The following is an 18,237-nucleotide window of genomic DNA, read 5'->3' as shown; positions in this document are numbered from 1 at the left end:
GCCCGTCGGCGACTCTAACTCGCTGATCGATGATCGATCAAAGGGTTGCGAGGCAAAACCTCTTGATAACGAGAAAGTAGGCACGGGGTGCCTTCGAGAAAGACACCGGGTGCCGCCTTTTCTGTCGGTTTTCCCAGGTGGGACCACGTTTGAGCGGTGGTGTGCTCAAGGAGGCCGGCCGTCAGGCCTGCGGCGCGCAGCCCAGGACGTGTGCCTTCACGATCTCGGCGATGCGGGGATCCCGGCGGCGGAACGCGGCCACCAACTCCTCGTGCTCCTCCGCGTACGACTGCTGGACCGTCCCCAGCCAGCGGATCGACAGCGCGGTGAAGACCTCGATGCCCAGTCCCTCCCAGGTGTGCAGCAGCACCGAGTTGTCCGCCGCCCGGACCAGCTCACGGTGGAAGGCCACCGTGTGCCGCACCTGGGCCGTGCCGTCCGACTCGCGGTCGGCCTCGTACAGGGCGGCGACATGCGGCTCCAGGGCCGAGCAGTCCTCCGCCAGCCGCGCCGCCGCCAGCTCCGCCGCGATCGCCTCCAGACCCGCCCGGACCGGGTAGCTCTCCTCCAGGTCGGCCGCGGTCAGGTTCCGCACCCGTACGCCCTTGTTCGGCGCCGACTCGATCAGCCGCAGTGACTCCAACTCGCGCAGCGCCTCCCGCACCGGCGTCTGACTGACCTCCAGCTCGGTGGCGATACGGCGCTCCACGATCCGCTCGCCCGGCTTCCAGCGCCCGCTGACGATCCCCTCCACGATGTGCTCGCGGATCTGCTCGCGCAGCGAGTGGACGACGGGCGCGGTCATGAGGGCTCCTTAAGGAGGGGCCGCCCATCGGCCCCGGGGGCGTTTGACGTTTAGACAATAAGGCCGGTTCGCTCCGCGGGTGGGGCGCGTGGGGGCGCTTTCGCGCAGGTGAGACGAGACTTACATGTTCGTTACGGCGCCCTGGAGCTCGGGTCGGTCTGTCGTCGGGCGACTGCGGGCGGTCTGTGGCCGGTCGCGCCCGCGCGGCGGAGCCGCATGCCGATACAGCCCCGCGCCCCCAAACGTCGGTGCCCTCGCCCGGACATTCCGGGCGAGGGCACCGACGTATGGCACAGAGCGGCGATTACAGGCCGAGCTCGACCTCGAACTCGCCCGCCTCCAGGATCGCCTTGACCGCGGTCAGGTAACGGGCCGCGTCGGCGCCGTCCACCAGACGGTGGTCGTAGGAGAGGGTCAGGTACGTCATGTCGCGGACGCCGATGACCGAGCCCTCCTCCGTCTCGATGACGGCCGGACGCTTGACCGTGGCACCGATACCGAGGATCGCGACCTGGTTCGGCGGCACGATGATCGTGTCGAACAGCGCGCCGCGCGAACCGGTGTTGCTGATGGTGAAGGTCGCGCCGGACAGCTCGTCCGGGGTGATCTTGTTGGCGCGGACCTTGCCCGCGAGCTCCGCCGTGGCCTTGGCGATACCGGCGATGTTGAGGTCACCGGCGTGCTTGATGACCGGGGTCATCAGGCCCTTCTCGGAGTCCACCGCGATACCGACGTTCTCGGTGTCGAAGTAGGTGATCGTGCCCTCGTCCACGTTGATCCGGGCGTTGACGGCCGGGTGGGCCTTCAGCGCCTGGGCAGCCGCCTTCACGAAGAACGGCATCGGGGAGAGCTTGACACCCTCGCGCGCGGCGAACGAGTCCTTGGCCCGGTTGCGCAGGCGCATCAGGCGGGTCACGTCGACCTCGACGACCGACGACAGCTGGGCCTGCTCGTGCAGGGCCTTGACCATGTTGTCGCCGATGACCTTGCGGATGCGCGGCATCTTGATGGTCTGGCCACGCAGCGGGGAGGTCTCCAGGACCGGCGCCTTCTTGGCGGCGGCGGCATGGCCTCCGGCAGTCGCGGCAGCGGCCGGAGCCGGAGCGGCGGCGGCCTTCGCTGCCTCGGCGGCAGCGATGACGTCCTGCTTGCGGACACGGCCGCCGACGCCGGTGCCCTTGACGGTGGCCAGGTCGACGCCGTTCTCGGCGGCGAGCTTGCGCACCAGCGGGGTCACGTACGCGCCGTCGTCACCGGAGGTGGCGGCGGGCGCGGCGGCCGGGGTGACCGGAGCCGGGGCGGGCGCCGGAGCGGCCGGGGCCGGCTCGGGAGCCGGGGTGGCCTGCTGCTGCGGGGCCGGAGCCGTGGGCGCCTGCGGAGCCGGAGCGGGTGCCGCGGGGGCGGGCGCCGGAGCCGGGGCCGGAGCCTCGGCGGCGGGAGCCGGAGCCGGAGCGGCGGGGGCCGGAGCGGCGGCCGGAGCCGCGCCCGGGGCGCCGATGACGGCGAGCTTGGCGCCGACCTCGGCGGTCTCGTCCTCGCCGACCGTGATCTCGAGCAGCACACCGGAGGTGGGCGCCGGGATCTCGGTGTCGACCTTGTCCGTGGAGACCTCGAGCAGCGGCTCGTCGGCCTCGACGGAGTCGCCGACCTCCTTGAGCCAGCGGGTGACGGTGCCCTCGGTGACGGACTCGCCGAGCGCGGGCAGGACGACGTCCGTGCCCTCGGCGCTGCCGCCGCCGGCGGCGGCCTCGGCGGTGGGAGCAGGAGCCGGGGCGGCCTGCTCGGTGGACGGGGCGGCCTGGGGGGCCGGCTCCGGGGCGGGCTCGGCGGCCGGGGCGGGGGCGGCAGCGGGCGCGCCCGTGCCGTCGTCGATGACGGCCAGCTCGGCGCCGACCTCAACGGTCTCGTCCTCGGCGACCTTGATGGACGCCAGAACACCGGCGGCGGGCGAGGGGATCTCGGTGTCGACCTTGTCGGTCGACACCTCGAGCAGCGGCTCGTCGGCCTCGACGCGCTCGCCCTCGGCCTTCAGCCAGCGGGTGACAGTGCCCTCGGTGACGCTCTCACCGAGCGCCGGAAGGGTTACGGAAACCGCCATGGTTTCGGTTGCTCCTTACAAGTGCGGAAGTCTGGGGTTCGTCGACCGAGGGGTCAGTCGTGCGAGTGGAGGGGCTTGCCGGCCAGGGCCAGGTGGGCCTCGCCGAGCGCTTCGCTCTGCGTCGGGTGGGCGTGGATGAGCTGCGCGACCTCGGCGGGCAGCGCCTCCCAGTTGTAGATCAGCTGGGCTTCGCCGACCTGCTCGCCCATGCGGTCGCCGACCATGTGGACGCCGACCACTGCACCGTCCTTGACCTGGACGAGCTTGATCTCGCCCGAGGTGTTCAGGATCTTGCTCTTGCCGTTGCCCGCGAGGTTGTACTTCAGAGCGACGACCTTGTCCGCACCGTAGATCTCCTTGGCCTTGGCCTCGGTGATGCCCACGGAGGCGACCTCGGGGTGGCAGTACGTCACCCGGGGGACACCGTCGTAGTCGATCGGAACGGTCTTCAGACCGGCCAGACGCTCCGCCACCAAGATGCCCTCGGCGAAGCCGACGTGCGCGAGCTGGAGCGTGGGTACCAGGTCACCCACGGCGGAGATGGTCGGGACGTTGGTGCGCATGTACTCGTCGACCAGGACGTAGCCGCGGTCCATGGCGACGCCCTGCTCCTCGTAGCCGAGACCGGCGGAGACGGGCCCGCGGCCCACCGCGACGAGCAGGAGCTCGGCCTCGAACTCCTTGCCGTCGGCCAGGGTGACCTTGACGCCGTCGGCGGTGTACTCGGCCTTCGAGAAGAAGGTGCCCAGGTTGAACTTGATGCCGCGCTTGCGGAACGCGCGCTCAAGAAGCTTGGAGGAGTTCTCGTCCTCGAGCGGGGCGAGGTGCTTGAGGCCTTCGATGATCGTGATGTCCGTACCGAAGGACTTCCACGCGGAGGCGAACTCGACGCCGATGACACCGCCGCCGAGGACGATCGCCGACTTCGGCACCCGGTCCAGGACGAGGGCGTGGTCGGAGGAGATGATGCGGTTGCCGTCGATCTCCAGGCCCGGCAGCGACTTCGGCACGGAGCCGGTCGCGAGGAGCACATGGCGGCCCTGGACGCGCTGGCCGTTAACGTCGACGGAGGTGGGGGACGAGAGACGGCCCTCACCCTCGATGTACGTCACCTTGCGGGAGGCGACGAGACCCTGGAGACCCTTGTACAGGCCGGAGATCACGCCGTCCTTGTACTTGTGGACCCCGGCGATGTCGATGCCCTCGAAGGTGGTCTTCACACCGAACTGCTCGCTCTCGCGAGCCTGGTCGGCGATCTCGCCCGCGTGCAGCAGGGCCTTGGTGGGGATGCACCCCCGGTGCAGGCAGGTACCGCCGACCTTGTCCTTCTCGATCAGGGCGACGTCCAGGCCCAGCTGCGCCCCGCGCAGGGCCGCGGCGTAACCACCGCTACCACCGCCGAGGATCACTAGGTCGAAAACGGTGCTGGCGTCGTTCGCCACGTCACGTCCTCCATGCATGTGCGCCACGCCGGTCTGCGGTGACCGGTCGGCGGCTGGTGTCCGGCCGCTCGTTCTTCGGCCCTTCGGTGGGGCCCTGTCCTGCCGAGCCCCATCTTCGCACTTGTCAGCACAGGAAGAGACGCCGGGCCGGTGTGTGAGACATCGCACTCATACGAGCAACGACGAGTCGACCGCCCCCGTGGCGCGGGGCTGTGTCGATGAGCCCGGCGACCGCAACGCCTCATGGGCGCGGGGCTGTGTCGATCTGCGGCTCCGCCGCGTGGGCGCGACCGGCCGCGCGGGGAACTGCAGCGCCCAGGGGCGCGGGGCTGTGTCGATCTGCGGCTCCGCCGCGTGGGCGCGACCAGCCGCGCCGGGAACTGCAGCGCCCAGGGGCGCGGGGAACTGCGCGACCAGCCCCCACGCCCCCGCAGCCGCCGGACAACGGAACGGACCGAGCTCCTAGGCGGACGTCACCCCAGATCCCCCGTGGCCGTCAGCTCGGCCAGCCGCACCAGCGTCCGCACAGCGGTCCCCGTACCGCCCTTCGGCGTGTACCCGAAGGGGCCGCCCTCGTTGAAGGCGGGTCCGGCGATGTCCAGGTGTGCCCAGGTGATCCCCTCGCCCACGAACTCGCGCAGGAAGAGCCCGGCGACCAGCCCGCCGCCCATCCGCTCACCCATGTTCGCGATGTCGGCCGTGGGCGAGTCCATCCCCTTGCGCAGGTGCTCCGGCAGCGGCATCGGCCACGCCGGCTCGCCGACCTCCTCCGCGGCCTCGTGGATCGCGGAGCGGAACGCCTCGTCGTTCGCCATGATCCCGAACGTCCGGTTGCCCAGCGCCAGCATCATCGCGCCGGTCAGCGTCGCCACGTCGACGATCGCGTCCGGCTGCTCCTCTGAGGCGGCCCACAGCGCGTCGGCGAGGACGAGCCGGCCCTCGGCGTCGGTGTTGAGCACCTCCACGGTCTTGCCGCTGTACATGCGCAGCACGTCACCCGGCCGGGTCGCGGTGCCCGACGGCATGTTCTCGGCCAGCGCCAGCCAGCCGGTGACGTTGACCTCCAGCCCCAGGCGCGCGGCGGCGACCACGGCGGCGAAGACCGCCGCCGCACCGCTCATGTCGCACTTCATCGTCTCGTTGTGGCCGGCCGGCTTGAGCGAGATGCCGCCCGAGTCGTAGGTGATGCCCTTGCCGACGAAGGCCAGGTGCTTGTCCGCCTTCGGGGAGGTGTACGACAGCTTCACCAGCCGCGGGGCCGACGCCGAGCCGGAGCCGACGCCCAGGATGCCGCCGTAGCCGCCTTTGACCAGGGCCTTCTCGTCGAGCACCTGCACCTTGATGCCGTGCTCCTTGGCCGCGGTCTGCGCGACGGCGGCGAACGCCTCGGGGTTGAGGTCGTTCGGCGGCATGTTGATCAGGTCGCGGGCGCGGTTGAGCTCCTCGGCCACGGCCACGGCCCGCTCGATCGCCGCCTTGTAGGCGCGGTCGCGGGGCTTGCCGCCGAGCAGCGCGGCCTCGGCGAGCGGTGCCTTGCCGTTCTTGGCCTTGGCGTCGCTCCTGCCGTTCTCCTTGTAGGCGTCGAAGGAGTACGCCCCGAGCAGCACGCCCTCGCCCACCACACCCGCGTCCGCGGCGTCCGCGAGCGGCAGCGCGAACGCGGCCTTCCTGGAGCCGAAGAGGGTGCGGGCGGCGACGCCGGCGGCCCTGCGCAGCGCCTCCGCGTCGAAGCCGGAGTCCTTCTCGGGCTCGGTGCCCAGGCCCACCGCCACCACGAGCGGCGCCTTGAAGCCGGCCGGGGCGGGCAGCTTCGTCACCTCGCCCTCGGCGCCGGAGGCACCGAGGGTCTCCAGGACGCCGGCGAGCCTGCCGTCGTACGCCTTGTCCACGGCCTCGGCGCCCGGTGCGACGACCGGTCCTTCGGCGCCCTTGGCAACACCGATCACGATCGCGTCGGCCCGCAGGCCGGGCGCCGCGGCGGTGCTGAGAGTGAGAGCAGTCACGGTGGTGAAATCTCGCTTCCATTGAAGTCTGGTGCGGCCGTACAAGGGGTGGGTCGGCCGAGCCCGAAAACCGACCCTAGAACGCTCTTGTGGCCCGGTCTCTACCAGGGCAGGTAAACACCCACCATGAGCCTACGCTCGGGCTCGCCGGCGATCATTCCCACGGCAACTCACCTATTGGTGGCGTCCTGGCCACTTCTTGATCCCCAGCCCCGGTGAGCTGAGTCACACTCACCTGGTTCCGGGCGAGCGTACGCCTCGCTGCTTCACATCATTTCCACGGTTCCTCCTCTGAATGGCCACATGGCCACATGGCCACATGGCCACATGGCCACATGGCCACATGGCCACATGGCCACATGGCCACATGGCCACATGGCCACATGGCCGCAAGGGGATCTGCCGGGGGAGGGACGACCCACCGGCGTGGTTCCTCCCCCGGCAGTACCTGGGCTCCAGTACCTGGACTGCGTCCAGGAGCCGGGCGCGGGCGATCATCCTTGGGGTACGTTGCCGCACACCCTGGAGCCCGCACGGTGAGACGTCCGATCCTGCTCGCAGCCCTGTTCCTGCTGCTGGCGTCCTGCACGACCCCCGAAGGCGACGCCGACAAGCCGAGCGGCGAGCGCTGGCAGCCCCGCCCCGGCGTCGCCTGGCAGTGGCAGCTCAGCGGCCGTCTCGACATGAGCGTCGACGTCCCGGTCTACGACATCGACGGCTTCGACCACTCCGAGGCGACCGTCACGGAGCTGCACCGCGAGGACCGCAAAGTCATCTGCTACCTCTCGACCGGCGCCTGGGAGGACTGGCGCCCTGACGCGGACGAGTTCCCCAAGTCGCTGCTGGGCCGCGGCAACGGCTGGGAGGGCGAGCGCTGGCTCGACATCCGCCGCACCGAGGTCCTGGAACCCCTGATGGCGGCCCGTATCGACATGTGCCGCGAGAAGGGCTTCGACGCGGTCGAGCCCGACAACATGGACGGCTACCGCAACAGAACCGGCTTCCCGCTGAAGGCATCCGACCAGCTCCGCTACAACCGCCTGATCGCGGAACTCGCCCACGACCGCGGCCTGTCCGTCGGCCTGAAGAACGACCTGGACCAGATCCCCCAACTGGTCGGCGACTTCGACTTCGCGGTCAACGAACAGTGCGCCCAGTACCACGAATGCGCCGACCTGTTGCCCTTCATCGCGGCGGGCAAGGCCGTCTTCCACGTCGAGTACGAGCTGCCGACCCGCCGCTTCTGCGCCGACTCCCGCAGTCTGAAGCTGAGTTCGATGCTCAAGAAGTACGACCTGGGGGTGTGGCGCCGGGCCTGCTAGACGGGGCTAACGCCCCAGGCTCAGGGCGACGAGCGCAGTCGTGGCCGCCGTCTCCGCGAGCCCCCCGAACACGTCCCCGGTCACCCCGCCGAACCGCCGGACACAGTGGCGCAGGAGAAGTTCGGCGACGGCGAGGGCGGCGAGGACCGCGAGTCCCGTGCGGACGGCGTCGTACGGCTCGAAGATCGGCCCCGGGTCTACCGGCCCGATCACGACGACGACGCCGCCGTCGTACGGTCCGAGGTACGCCGCCGCGCCCGCCGCCGCCAGCGTGACGGCGACGACGGCGATCATCGCGCTCCGCACCGGCACCACCCCCGCCACCGCGGCCCCCAGCCCCTCCGGCCGGGCGGCCGGCACCCCGGTCCGGGCGGCGAGGGTGAGGGCCAGGCGGGCGGCGGTCGCCGAGACGACGGCGGCGAGGGCGCCCCGGGCCCAGGAGTCGGCGTACAGCTGTGACAGTGCGGCCACCTGGGCGAACAGCACGAGCACGAGGGTGATCACGCCGAACGGCCCGATGTCCGACTGCTTCATGATCCGCAGCGCGTCCTCGGCGGGCTTGCCGCTGCCCAGCCCGTCCGCGGTGTCCGCGAGCCCGTCCAGGTGCAGCCCGCGGGTGAGGGCGGCCGGTACGGCGGCGGAAGCGACGGCGGCCAACAGCGGTCCCGCGCCCAGGAACAGCAGGAACACGCCGAGTGCGGCCGCACCCGCGCCGACCGCCAGCCCGGCCGCCGGGGCGCACAGCATGCCGCCGCGGGCGGCCTCCCGGTCCCAGCGGGTCACCCTGACCGGGAGCACGGTGAGGGTTCCGAAGGCGAAGCGGAGGCCGTCCGGCCAGGAGGAGGGCGAGGAGGTCGTGGACACCGGCGCAGGTTACCCGGCGGTCGCGAGAGCGCCCAGGGCACCCATGGATAAAGTGCCCATATGGGACATTGGCTTGAGAGGAACATCATCGAACCGGGCAAGTTGCCGCTGCTGTGCGCCCTCACCGCGTTCGTGCTCACGTTCCTGATCACCCGCGTCGTCACCCGCATGATCCGGGCGGGCAAGGGACCCTTCGGCAACGTCAGCGCCGGGGGAGTGCACATCCACCACGTGGTCCCCGGCGTCGTCCTCACCGTTCTCGGCGGCTTCGGAGCGGTCGCCAGCACCCGGCACGGCTTCGGCTCGGCGGCGTTCGCGGTCGTCTTCGGCATCGGCGCGGGCCTGGTCCTCGACGAGTTCGCGCTGATCCTGCACCTCCAAGACGTCTACTGGACCGAGGCGGGACGCAAGAGTGTCGAGGTCGTGGTGCTCACGGCGGCCCTGGTCGGCCTGGTCCTGTGCGGATTCGTGCCCTTCGGGGTCAACGACCTCAGCGAGGACGAGCTCCAGGACCGCGGCTCCGTCATCGTGAGCGTGGCCGTGAACTTCTTCTTCTCGCTCCTCGCCCTGGCCAAGGGCAAAGCCCGCACCGCCATTTTCGGCGTGATCGTCCCTCTCATCGCCCTCGTCGGTTCCATCCGGCTGGCCCGCCCCGGCTCGCTCTGGGCCAAGCGCTTCTACCGTCGCCGCCCGCGCGCCCGCGCCCGATCCAGCCTGCGCGCCTACCACCACGACCGCCGCTGGGCGGGCCCCCGGCGCCGGATCCAGGACCTGATCGGCGGCACGCCCGACCCGGAACCCGCCCCCGCCCTCGAACGCCGGTGACGCAGCGCCGACAGCCCGCACAGCACCAGCACGGACCGGGTGTGCACCAAGTGCAGGGCCGCTGTCAGGCAGACCGCCCCGAGGGTCATGGGGATCGCCCGTCGGCTCCTCTTGAGCAGCGGCCCGCGAACGGTGACGTACAGCGGTCCCCATTCGGCATGGGCCCAGCGGCGAGCGTGCTCATTCGGCGGTCCTCATCGCGGCTCCCGGACGAGCCGGTACGTGCGTCGGCGCAGTGCAACGTGCACCACGTGCGAAGACCGACCGGGACGTGGCGAAGTTGAGACAGGCCCGAGTGGCCTGGATCTCGTGCGCCGTGCTGCCCGCCGGGTTGCCGTGTGCGCCCGGCGCCCCCAATCCTGCAGGTGCCAGGACCGAGCCCGTCTACTCCTTCTCGGACTTCTCGGACTTCTCGGACTCCTCGGACTCCTCGGACTCCGCCGGCTTCTCGGGCTCCTCGGACTCCTCCGGCTTCTCGGTAGCCTCCGGCTTCTCGGGGAGCTCGGCGGCCAGCGCCGCCGCGGCCTGCACGAGCGGCAACGCCAGCAAGGCTCCCGCCCCCTCCCCGACCGTCACGCCGTGGTCGAGCAGTGGTTCCAGCGCCATCCGGTCCAGCGCCTTCGCCTGCCCCGGCTCCCCGCTGTTCTGCCCGGCCAGCCACCAGTCCGGTGCTCGGAACGCGATCCGCTGCCCCACCAGCGCACAGGCGGCCACCACGACGCCGTCCAGGATCACCGGCATCTTCCGCACCGCACTCTGCAGCAGGAACCCGGTCAGGGCGGCGAGGTCGGCCCCGCCCACCGTCGCCAGCAGCTGCAACTGGTCCCCGAGCACCGGCCGGGCCCGTCGCAGCGCGTCCCGGATCGCCGCGCACTTGCGCATCCACGTCAGGTCGTCGATCGCCTGCCCGCCCCGCCCGGTCACGACGGACGCGTCGGTCCCGCACAGCGCGGCGATCAGCGTGCCCGCGGCCGTGGTCCCGCCCACGCTCACGTCGCCGAGCACCACCAGATCCGTACCGGAGTCGGCCTCCTCGTCGGCGACGGCGACCCCGGCCAGGAACGCGGTCGCCGCCTCCTCCAGCGTGAGCGCGTCCTCGATGTCGATGCGTCCGCTGCCGCGCCGCACCCGGTGCCCGGAGACATCGCCGGGCAGCGTCCGCGGATCGCAGTCCAGCGCCATGTCGACCACCCGCACCGGCACGCCGAGCCGCCGGGCGAGCACCGACACGGGCCGGCCGCCCTCCAGGACCTCGCGCACCAACGTGGCGGCGCTGCCCGCGGGGCGCCCCGACACGCCCAGTTCGGCGATGCCGTGGTCACCGGCGAACAGCACGACCCGCGGCCGTTCGATCGGCCGTACCGGCACGGCCGACTGCGCCGCGGCCAGCCACTCACCCAGTTCGTCCAGCCGCCCCAGCGCTCCGGGCGGCACGATCTGACGCTCCCGGCGCGCCTCGGCATCGCGGCGCACGCCGCCGTCGGGGCGCTCGATCAGATCGGTGAAGTCGTCGAGATTAAGCGAGCTCATTCGCCGAACAGTACCGGCCCTGATCGAACACGGCGGCGCCACATCGCCACGACGACCGCGCGACGTCGTTGCGCTCAAGATCCGCATCCCATACATTCCGGTTTGCAGCGGAATGTCGTATTACTTCGGGAGCCGCCATGTCAGCATCCCTCGCGCCCTCCGTACGGCGCCTTCGCTCCACCGCCCGCGCGATGCTGGCGTTCCCCGAGCCGGAGAGCTGGCTGGACGTGGGCACGGGCGACGCCCGCTTTCCCGAGGCGGCCAAGCAGCTCTTCCCCTACACGGCGTTCGACGGCCTCGACCCCACCCCCCGGGTCGAGCGGGCCCGCTGGGCGGAACGTGTGGAGGAGGCCTACCTGGGCGATCTGACGGACTCGCAGATCACCGCGCGCCTGCACGCCCGCTACGACGTGGTCAGCCTGCTCCACCACCTGCCGCACACCCCGGACCCCGGTGCGGAACTCCACGCCGCCCTGGCCCTGCTCCGCCCCGGCGGCCACCTCGTCCTCGAACTCCCGGACCCGCGGTGCGCGTTCGCGAGAATTCTGGGCAAGCGATGGCACGCCCACCCTCCGCCCGGAAACCCTCCGCTGACGCCCCTGGACGACCTCCTCGAGGTACTGGAGTCCCAGGGCTGCACGATCATCACGACGGACCGCCGCGCGGCGCACCTCCCCCATGACCTGTCGTACACGCTCGCCCTGGCCCTGCCCAAGTCGCTGCCCACCTGGCTGACCACGTCGCTGCTGGCCGCGGCCAAGGCGGCGGACCACACCCTGGCGCCCCTCCTGCGCCACACCCGGTTCGCGAACACGTACCGCGTGATCGCCCGCAAGGGACGCGTCAGCCCCGCAGCACCAGCGCCTGGCCCGCCACCACCAGCAGCACCTGCTCGCACTCGTCCGCGAACGCCGCGTTGAGACGCCCGAGCTCGTCCCGGTAGCGCCGCCCGGACGCCGTGGCCGGGACGATGCCCGAGCCGACCTCGTTCGACACGGCGACGACGGTCCGCCGCGTCGCCCGCACCGCCTCCGTCAATTCCCCCGCCCGCGCCCGCAGCGCCCGCTCCCCGCCGTCGGCCCACTCGGCGTCGTCCCACGCCCCGACGGCGTCCATCGCGTCCGTCAGCCACAGGGACAGACAGTCGATGAGCAGCGGCGGCCCGTCGTCCTTCAGCAGCGGCACCAGGTCGCACGTCTCGGCCGTACGCCACGACCCCGGCCGCCGCTCCCGGTGCGCGGTCACCCGCGCGGCCCACTCGCCGTCCCCGCCCCGTGTGCCGCCCGTCGCGACGTACAGCACGTCCGGGAACGCCTCCAGGCGCCGCTCGGCCTCCACCGACTTCCCGGACCTCGCCCCGCCCAGCACCAGCGTCCGCCGCGGCACATCCGGTACGTCCTCGTAGACGCCGACCGCCAGCGCCGTCCCGTCCGGCACGGCCCGCGCCCCCGCCGCCGCGAGCCGCCGCCGCAACTCGGCCCCCGGCGGCACGTCGTGGTCGAGGTGCACGGCGACGACGTCCGTGGTGGGCCCGACCGCCCCCACCGCCCGCAGCTTGGCGAGCGCGTCCGGCCGCGCCACGACATCGGCGAGCACCATGTCGTACGTCTCCGCGGAGCCGTTCTCCAGTCCGGCCGGCGCACCCCCGGGCGGCAGATACAGCAGCCGCTGCCCGTCAGGGCCGGTCACCGCGTACCCGGTCCCCGGCGCGTCCATCGCCACCGCCCGCACCCGATGCCCCGTCAGCAGCGCCAACTCCCGCCCGTCCGGCACCCGCCCGGGCCGCGGCAGCCCGGCCGGCACCTCGACCGCCGGCCCGCTGTGCGGATGCGACAACAGCACCTGCCGTACGCCGCTCAGCGAACGCCCCACCCGCGCCGCCGCGAACGCCGCCCCCGGCGTCAGATCCAGCAGCAGCGCCCCGTCCACGAGCAACGAGGTCGCCGCCCGGGCGTCCATGCCGAGCGAGGTCGCGCAGGCAGCGCAGGAACAGTCGGGGCGGGGGAGCCCCGCGGGTCCGCCGGTGCCGAGCAAAGTAGCTTCCACAGCCCTGATTCTCGCTGTTCACCGCTCGACTTGCGCGTCCGGGACACCTCTGAGGGCTGTCGGACGACCGATCACTCACTGTCTTTTAACGGCGTACCCAGAGGAGCGAATAGGCTGCGGGCAGGAGCCGGACCAAGATCCGGCTCCCGCTGTGAAATGTGCTCACATCAGGGAGGCGTACATGGCGGCATGGACGTGGCGGTTCGAGAAGTCCGACGGCACCGAGGTTCAGCCCGCGGTGGTTCCGGAGGAGTTCACCACGCAGGGGGACGCCGAGTCCTGGATCGGGGAGTACTGGAAGGACCTTCTCGAAGGCGGTGCGGATCAGGTGCACCTCTTCGAGGACGGTACGAAGATCTACGGTCCGATGAGCCTGCACGCCCAGGAGGCGTAGCCGGAAGGGGCGGCCGGACACCGGCCGCCCCTCGCCCGTTTCGGGTTCAGCCCCGCACCCCGCACAGATGCAGCAACGCCGCGACCCCCCGGTACGGATCCGTCCGCCCGGCCCGCTCCTCGGCCGTCAGCAGCGTCTCGATGTCGGCCGGGATCTGAGCGTCGTCCGCCGCGGTGTCCGTGAAGACCCGCACGCCGTACCAGGCCGCGAGTGGCGCCCCGATGCCCGCGAGGGTCGCGGTCAGGGTCGCCAGACGGTCGGCGCGTACGTCGAGGCCGAGCCGGTTGGTGTACGCGGGGGTGTCGAAGGCGGTCAGTGCCCCGGCCCAGTCGCCCGACAGCCCGGGCCGCATGGCCAGCGCGTCCGCGTTGCGCACCAGCAGCGACAGCAGCCCGCCCTGGGCGAGCATCCGGGCCAGCCCCGCCAGTAGCGGATCCGGCTCGTCGACGTACATGAGCACGCCGTGGCACAGCACCACGTCGAAGCTGCCCGGCAGGAAGTGCACCCCGGTGTCCCGGCCGTCGCTCTGGACGAGCCGCACCCGCTCCCGGATCCCCTCGGGCTCGGCGGCGAGGGCCTCCCGGACGGCGGAGATCATCTTCGGGTCCTGCTCGACGCCGGTGACCCGATGCCCGGCCCGGGCCAGCCGCAGGGCCTGCGTGCCCTGGCCCATCCCCACGTCGAGCACTCGCAGGCGCTGCCCCACCGGGAACCGCCCGACTATCTGCTCGTCGAGCTGCCGGGCCACCAGCTCCTGTCGTACGACGTCCCGCAGTCCGCCCAGCCTGCTCAGCCAGGCATCCGCGCCCCCGGTGAACGGCGTAGTGCTCAGGGCCGCTCTCCGCGCTTGACCGTCGGCTTCGGCAGCCGGAGCCGACGCATCTGGAGGGAGCGCATCAGCGCGTAGGCGACAGCGCCGCGCCGGTTCTGGTCCGGGAAGCGCTCGGCCAGCCGCTTCTTCAGCCGGAAGCCGTTGAGGGCCGAGTCGAGCACGATCAGCACGATCACGACCAGCCACAGCAGCAGCGCGATGCTCTGCAGCGCACCGACCCGCACCATGCTCAGCACCAGGATGACCACGGCCATCGGCAGGAAGAACTCCGCGATGTTGAACCGCGAGTCGATGGTGTCGCGCGCGAACTTGCGCACCGGACCCTTGTCACGCGCGGGCAGGTAGCGCTCGTCACCGCCGGCGAGCGCCTGGCGCTGCTTCTCCAGCTGCGCACGACGCTCGTCGCGCTGACGCTTGGATGCCTCCTTGCGCGACGTCGTCGTATTGGCGACGCTGCGGCGCTGGCCCTGGGCCGCACTGCGCTTGGGCGTCGGCCGGCCCTTCGGGGCCTGCGGATCACGGGTTTGCTTGGAGTCGGTCAGGGGCGCCTTGTCGGCGGCCGGGGCCTTCTCATCCTTGGCACGGCTTCGGAACACAAAACCCAAGGGTACGGGGTGCGGGGGCATGGACCCAGGCCCGGTGGGGAACGATCCGGCAACACCGGTCGTCTGTAGAGGGGACAGAGTGAGGGCAGGGCGACCCTGAAGGTCACCTACTCCCTACGCCGGAGCAGTGCCTTGGCCAGTCGTCCTTGGGGATGAGCGCATCCGTCCCCGAACAGTGCGGTAATGGATGCAGGGCCCGTACTGTGGGTTCTGTTGCAGAGCTGGAGCTGGAAGTCCGTCAGAAGGGGGCGCGCGAAGCCCATGAGCGGTGTCATGAAGCGTATGGGGATGATCTTCCGCGCGAAGGCGAACAAGGCCCTTGACCGGGCCGAGGACCCGCGCGAAACCCTCGATTACTCGTACCAGAAGCAGCTGGAGCTGCTCCAGAAGGTGCGCCGAGGCGTGGCCGACGTGGCCACGTCCCGCAAGCGCCTGGAACTCCAGCTGAACCAGCTGCAGTCCCAGTCGTCCAAGCTGGAGGACCAGGGCCGCAAGGCGCTCGCGCTGGGCCGTGAGGACCTGGCCCGTGAGGCGCTCTCCCGCCGCGCCGCGCTGCAGCAGCAGGTGACGGACCTCGAGACCCAGCACTCCACCCTGCAGGGCGAGGAGGAGAAGCTCACCCTGGCGGCCCAGCGGCTCCAGGCCAAGGTCGACGCCTTCCGCACCAAGAAGGAGACGATCAAGGCCACGTACACCGCGGCCCAGGCACAGACCCGCATCGGCGAGGCGTTCTCCGGCATCTCCGAGGAGATGGGCGACGTCGGCCTGGCGATACAGCGGGCCGAGGACAAGACGGCCCAGCTCCAGGCGAGGGCGGGAGCCATCGACGAACTGCTGGCCTCCGGCGCCCTGGACGACCAGTCCGGCATGCACAAGGACGACATCCAGGCCGAGCTGGACCGGCTCTCCGGTGGTACGGATGTAGAGCTGGAACTGCAGCGCATGAAGGCGGAGCTGGCCGGTGGCTCGTCGTCGTCCCAGCAGGCCATCGAGGGCGGCAACGGCCAGTCCCAGCAGCAGCCGCAGGACACTCCACGCTTCGACAAGCAGTAGGGCCCGCGCCTGAGGAGGGCGACATGATCGTTCGGATCATGGGGGAGGGGCAGGTGAGTCTGGCCGACAGCCACCTCACCGAGCTGAGCAAGCTGGACGACGAACTCCTGAGGGAGATGGAGAACGGCGACGGTCCCGGTTTCCGCAGCACCCTGGCGGCCCTGCTGTCCAAGGTCCGCGAACTGGGCGAGCCGTTGCCGGACGACTCCCTGCACCCCTCGGAACTCATCCTGCCGTCGCCGGACGCGACGCTGGAGGAGGTACGGGAACTACTGAGCGACGACGGACTGATCCCGGGTTGAGCTCCGAGGCGAGGGTCACCATTCGGCCGACCGAGTCGGGTGGTGGGTGGGCATGGGACGGGGGTCCGGGGGCGGAGCCCCGGGCGAGGCCCGCGTCAACGCCCTGACGCCGAAACGGAACGTTCAGCCGGCCCCCGTTCCGCCTCCGGCAGGGCCCCCGTACCTTGGACAAACGTGAGCACCCTCGAGCGCGCCCGGCGTCACCTCAAAGCGCACCCCATGGCGCTGGACGCGGCCCTCGCGGCCGGCGTACTCGCCTGCATGGTGGCCGGCTCGTTCGTGGACCCGCACGAAAAGCACGACGTCAGCTGGGGCTTCCGCACCCCCGCCCCCCTCAGCCTGGTCCTCATGACCCTCGGCGCCGCCGCACTGGTGTTCCGCCGCCGCGCCCCCATGACGGTCCTGGCGCTCACCGGCACCGTCTCCCTCGTAGAGGCCGTCACCGGCGACCCCCGCGCCCCCGTCGCCATGTCCGCGGTCATCGCCCTCTACACCGTCGCCTCCACCACCGACCGCCCCACCACCTGGCGCGTCGGCCTGCTCACCATGACCGTCCTCACCGGCGCCTCCATGCTCGCCGGCCCCCTCCCGTGGTACGCCCAGGAGAACCTCGCGATCTTCGCCTGGACCGGCATCGGCGCCACCGCGGGCGACGCCGTCCGCAGCCGCCGAGCCTTCGTCCACGCCATAAGGGAGCGCGCCGAGCGGGCCGAGCGCACCCGCGAGGAGGAGGCCCGCCGCCGGGTCGCCGAGGAACGCCTGCGGATAGCCCGCGACCTGCACGACGTCGTCGCCCACCACATCGCCCTGGTCAACGTCCAGGCCGGCGTCGCCGCCCATGTCATGGACAAACGGCCCGACCAGGCCAAGGAGGCCCTGGCCCACGTACGGGAGGCCAGCCGCTCGGCGCTGAACGAGCTGCGCGCCACCGTCGGGCTGCTCAGACAGTCCGGCGACCCGGAGGCACCGACCGAGCCCGCGCCCGGCCTGGACCGGCTCGACGAACTCGTCGGCACCTTCCGCAGCGCGGGGCTGCGCATCGAGGTGGCCCGCGCGGACAACGGGACCACCCTGCCCGCCGCCGTCGGCCTGGCTGCCTACCGCGTCATCCAAGAAGCCCTCACCAACGTGCAGAAGCACGCCGGGACCGAGGCGAAGGCCGAGGTCAGCGTCGTACGCGTGGGACCGAACGTCGAGATCACCGTCCTCGACAACGGCGCCGGCGAGGACCACGACCCGGAGACCGTGGGCGGCCACGGCCTGCTCGGCATGCGCGAGCGCGTCAACGCCCTGCGCGGCACCCTCACCACCGGTCCCCGCTACGGAGGCGGGTTCCGCGTCCATGCGATCCTGCCGATCAAGACCCGCACAGCCGTCACCGGAAAGCCGGGGGAATCCGTATGACCATCCGTGTCCTGCTCGCCGACGACCAGGCGCTGCTGCGCAGCGCCTTCCGTGTGCTCGTCGACTCGGAGCCCGACATGGAGGTCGTGGGTGAGGCGTCGGACGGCGCGGAGGCGGTACGGCTGACCAAGGAGAAGCGGGCCGACCTCGTCCTGATGGACATCCGGATGCCGGGCACCGACGGCCTCGCCGCCACCCGCATGATCAGCGCCGACCCCTCGCTCGCCCATGTCCGCGTGGTCATCCTGACGACCTTCGAGGTCGACGACTACGTCGTGCAGTCGCTGCGCGCGGGTGCCTCGGGCTTTCTCGGCAAGGGGTCCGAGCCCGAGGAACTCCTCAGCGCGATCCGGGTCGCGGCGGGCGGCGAGGCGCTGCTGTCCCCGGCGGCGACCAAGGGCCTCATCGCCCGCTTCCTCGCCCAGGGCGACGCGGGTGACGACGACCATGACCCCGCCCGCGCGCAGCGCCTCGCAGCGCTCACCGTCCGGGAGCGCGAGGTCCTCGTCCAGGTCGCGGGCGGCCACTCCAACGACGAGATCGCCGAACGCCTCGAAGTCAGCCCGCTCACGGTGAAGACACACGTCAACCGGGCCATGGCCAAACTGGGCGCCCGGGACCGTGCCCAGCTCGTGGTGATCGCGTACGAGTCGGGGCTGGTACGTCCGAGGGCGGACTGACCTCACACGTATCCTGTGCCCTCGAACTGCCT

Annotated in this window: 17 protein-coding genes; 8 read left to right on the top strand and 9 right to left on the bottom strand. The window is 71.6% G+C overall.

Annotated features, from left to right (window positions below):
- Nucleotides 1–181: 181 nt before the first annotated feature.
- The 4 genes from ACFYO2_RS02370 to ACFYO2_RS02355 form a co-directional block, all read right to left on the bottom strand.
- The gene (locus ACFYO2_RS02370) at nt 182–805 is read right to left on the bottom strand and encodes a GntR family transcriptional regulator (protein WP_388342845.1); all 624 of its coding nucleotides are present in this window, start codon (nt 803–805) and stop codon (nt 182–184) included.
- A 304-nt stretch (nt 806–1,109) separates the two neighbouring features.
- Nucleotides 1,110–2,903 carry a 2-oxoglutarate dehydrogenase, E2 component, dihydrolipoamide succinyltransferase gene (gene sucB, locus ACFYO2_RS02365; protein ID WP_388342843.1) on the bottom strand — a complete coding sequence of 598 codons (1,794 nt, stop codon included), beginning with the start codon at nt 2,901–2,903 and terminating at the stop codon, nt 1,110–1,112.
- 53 nt (nt 2,904–2,956) lie between these two features.
- Nucleotides 2,957–4,345 carry a dihydrolipoyl dehydrogenase gene (gene lpdA, locus ACFYO2_RS02360; RefSeq protein ID WP_388342841.1) on the bottom strand — a complete coding sequence of 463 codons (1,389 nt, stop codon included), beginning with the start codon at nt 4,343–4,345 and terminating at the stop codon, nt 2,957–2,959.
- Nucleotides 4,346–4,818: 473 nt separating this feature from the next.
- Entirely contained in the window at nt 4,819–6,348 is a 1,530-nt protein-coding gene (locus ACFYO2_RS02355) for a leucyl aminopeptidase (protein WP_388342838.1), read from the bottom strand.
- Nucleotides 6,349–6,884: 536 nt separating this feature from the next.
- Here ACFYO2_RS02355 and ACFYO2_RS02350 point away from each other — a divergent pair.
- Complete coding sequence (locus ACFYO2_RS02350; protein ID WP_388342836.1) at nt 6,885–7,670, top strand: endo alpha-1,4 polygalactosaminidase; 786 nt, start codon at nt 6,885–6,887, stop codon at nt 7,668–7,670.
- 6 nt (nt 7,671–7,676) lie between these two features.
- On the opposite strand, the gene ACFYO2_RS02345 is transcribed toward ACFYO2_RS02350, so the two are convergent.
- A complete protein-coding gene (locus ACFYO2_RS02345) occupies nt 7,677–8,534 on the bottom strand; it encodes an adenosylcobinamide-GDP ribazoletransferase (protein ID WP_388342833.1) in 858 nt (285 codons plus the stop codon).
- 60 nt (nt 8,535–8,594) lie between these two features.
- Here ACFYO2_RS02345 and ACFYO2_RS02340 point away from each other — a divergent pair, with 60 nt between their 5' ends.
- Complete coding sequence (locus ACFYO2_RS02340) at nt 8,595–9,359, top strand: hypothetical protein (RefSeq protein WP_388342830.1); 765 nt, start codon at nt 8,595–8,597, stop codon at nt 9,357–9,359.
- A gap of 384 nt (nt 9,360–9,743) precedes the next feature.
- On the opposite strand, the gene cobT is transcribed toward ACFYO2_RS02340, so the two are convergent.
- A complete protein-coding gene (cobT, locus tag ACFYO2_RS02335) occupies nt 9,744–10,889 on the bottom strand; it encodes a nicotinate-nucleotide--dimethylbenzimidazole phosphoribosyltransferase (RefSeq protein WP_388342827.1) in 1,146 nt (381 codons plus the stop codon).
- A gap of 137 nt (nt 10,890–11,026) precedes the next feature.
- On the opposite strand from cobT, the gene ACFYO2_RS02330 reads away from it, so the two are divergent.
- Nucleotides 11,027–11,809, top strand: a complete 783-nt coding sequence (locus tag ACFYO2_RS02330) for a class I SAM-dependent methyltransferase (protein WP_388342825.1) — start codon at nt 11,027–11,029, stop codon at nt 11,807–11,809.
- On the opposite strand, the gene ACFYO2_RS02325 is transcribed toward ACFYO2_RS02330, so the two are convergent.
- The gene (locus ACFYO2_RS02325; protein WP_388342822.1) at nt 11,733–12,935 is read right to left on the bottom strand and encodes a bifunctional adenosylcobinamide kinase/adenosylcobinamide-phosphate guanylyltransferase; all 1,203 of its coding nucleotides are present in this window, start codon (nt 12,933–12,935) and stop codon (nt 11,733–11,735) included. The genes ACFYO2_RS02330 and ACFYO2_RS02325 overlap by 77 nt on opposite strands.
- A 181-nt stretch (nt 12,936–13,116) precedes the next feature.
- Between ACFYO2_RS02325 and ACFYO2_RS02320 the strand changes: the two genes are divergently transcribed.
- Nucleotides 13,117–13,329, top strand: a complete 213-nt coding sequence (locus ACFYO2_RS02320) for a hypothetical protein (RefSeq protein ID WP_266440745.1) — start codon at nt 13,117–13,119, stop codon at nt 13,327–13,329.
- 46 nt (nt 13,330–13,375) lie between these two features.
- Here the strand turns inward: ACFYO2_RS02320 and ACFYO2_RS02315 are convergent, their stop codons facing one another.
- Together ACFYO2_RS02315 and ACFYO2_RS02310 are read right to left on the bottom strand one after the other, a co-directional pair.
- The gene (locus ACFYO2_RS02315) at nt 13,376–14,077 is read right to left on the bottom strand and encodes a class I SAM-dependent methyltransferase (protein WP_388342819.1); all 702 of its coding nucleotides are present in this window, start codon (nt 14,075–14,077) and stop codon (nt 13,376–13,378) included.
- Between the two features lie 80 nt (nt 14,078–14,157).
- A complete protein-coding gene (locus tag ACFYO2_RS02310; protein WP_388342816.1) occupies nt 14,158–14,787 on the bottom strand; it encodes a DUF3043 domain-containing protein in 630 nt (209 codons plus the stop codon).
- A 267-nt stretch (nt 14,788–15,054) separates the two neighbouring features.
- Here ACFYO2_RS02310 and ACFYO2_RS02305 point away from each other — a divergent pair, with 267 nt between their 5' ends.
- The 4 genes from ACFYO2_RS02305 (at nt 15,055) to ACFYO2_RS02290 (ending at nt 18,205) form a co-directional block, all read left to right on the top strand.
- The gene (locus tag ACFYO2_RS02305; protein WP_388343952.1) at nt 15,055–15,819 is read left to right on the top strand and encodes a PspA/IM30 family protein; all 765 of its coding nucleotides are present in this window, start codon (nt 15,055–15,057) and stop codon (nt 15,817–15,819) included.
- A 23-nt stretch (nt 15,820–15,842) separates the two neighbouring features.
- Nucleotides 15,843–16,121, top strand: a complete 279-nt coding sequence (locus ACFYO2_RS02300) for a hypothetical protein (protein ID WP_388342814.1) — start codon at nt 15,843–15,845, stop codon at nt 16,119–16,121.
- Nucleotides 16,122–16,295: 174 nt separating this feature from the next.
- Nucleotides 16,296–17,525: a sensor histidine kinase gene (locus ACFYO2_RS02295; RefSeq protein WP_388342812.1), complete on the top strand. Its 1,230-nt coding sequence runs from the start codon at nt 16,296–16,298 to the stop codon at nt 17,523–17,525.
- Nucleotides 17,522–18,205 (top strand): response regulator, encoded by a 684-nt coding sequence (locus ACFYO2_RS02290; RefSeq protein ID WP_388342809.1) that lies wholly within the window; start codon nt 17,522–17,524, stop codon nt 18,203–18,205. Before ACFYO2_RS02295 ends, ACFYO2_RS02290 begins: the two co-directional genes overlap by 4 nt.
- Nucleotides 18,206–18,237: the final 32 nt, after the last annotated feature.

Origin of the sequence: Streptomyces sp. NPDC006602 (assembly GCF_042870385.1) — a bacterium.
Taxonomy (GTDB): domain Bacteria; phylum Actinomycetota; class Actinomycetes; order Streptomycetales; family Streptomycetaceae; genus Streptomyces.
This window is presented reverse-complemented; position numbering and strand designations above follow the sequence as displayed.

What these genes read in the sequence shown, in the direction of transcription:
- ACFYO2_RS02370 (WP_388342845.1), bottom strand. Translation starts at nt 805, where the DNA reads ATGACCGCGCCCGTCGTCCACTCGCTGCGCGAGCAGATCCGCGAGCAC.
- sucB (WP_388342843.1), bottom strand. Translation starts at nt 2,903, where the DNA reads ATGGCGGTTTCCGTAACCCTTCCGGCGCTCGGTGAGAGCGTCACCGAG.
- ACFYO2_RS02340 (WP_388342830.1), top strand. Translation starts at nt 8,595, where the DNA reads ATGGGACATTGGCTTGAGAGGAACATCATCGAACCGGGCAAGTTGCCG.
- cobT (WP_388342827.1), bottom strand. Translation starts at nt 10,889, where the DNA reads ATGAGCTCGCTTAATCTCGACGACTTCACCGATCTGATCGAGCGCCCC.
- ACFYO2_RS02330 (WP_388342825.1), top strand. Translation starts at nt 11,027, where the DNA reads ATGTCAGCATCCCTCGCGCCCTCCGTACGGCGCCTTCGCTCCACCGCC.
- ACFYO2_RS02320 (WP_266440745.1), top strand. Translation starts at nt 13,117, where the DNA reads ATGGCGGCATGGACGTGGCGGTTCGAGAAGTCCGACGGCACCGAGGTT.
- ACFYO2_RS02310 (WP_388342816.1), bottom strand. Translation starts at nt 14,787, where the DNA reads ATGCCCCCGCACCCCGTACCCTTGGGTTTTGTGTTCCGAAGCCGTGCC.
- ACFYO2_RS02305 (WP_388343952.1), top strand. Translation starts at nt 15,055, where the DNA reads ATGATCTTCCGCGCGAAGGCGAACAAGGCCCTTGACCGGGCCGAGGAC.
- ACFYO2_RS02300 (WP_388342814.1), top strand. Translation starts at nt 15,843, where the DNA reads ATGATCGTTCGGATCATGGGGGAGGGGCAGGTGAGTCTGGCCGACAGC.
- ACFYO2_RS02290 (WP_388342809.1), top strand. Translation starts at nt 17,522, where the DNA reads ATGACCATCCGTGTCCTGCTCGCCGACGACCAGGCGCTGCTGCGCAGC.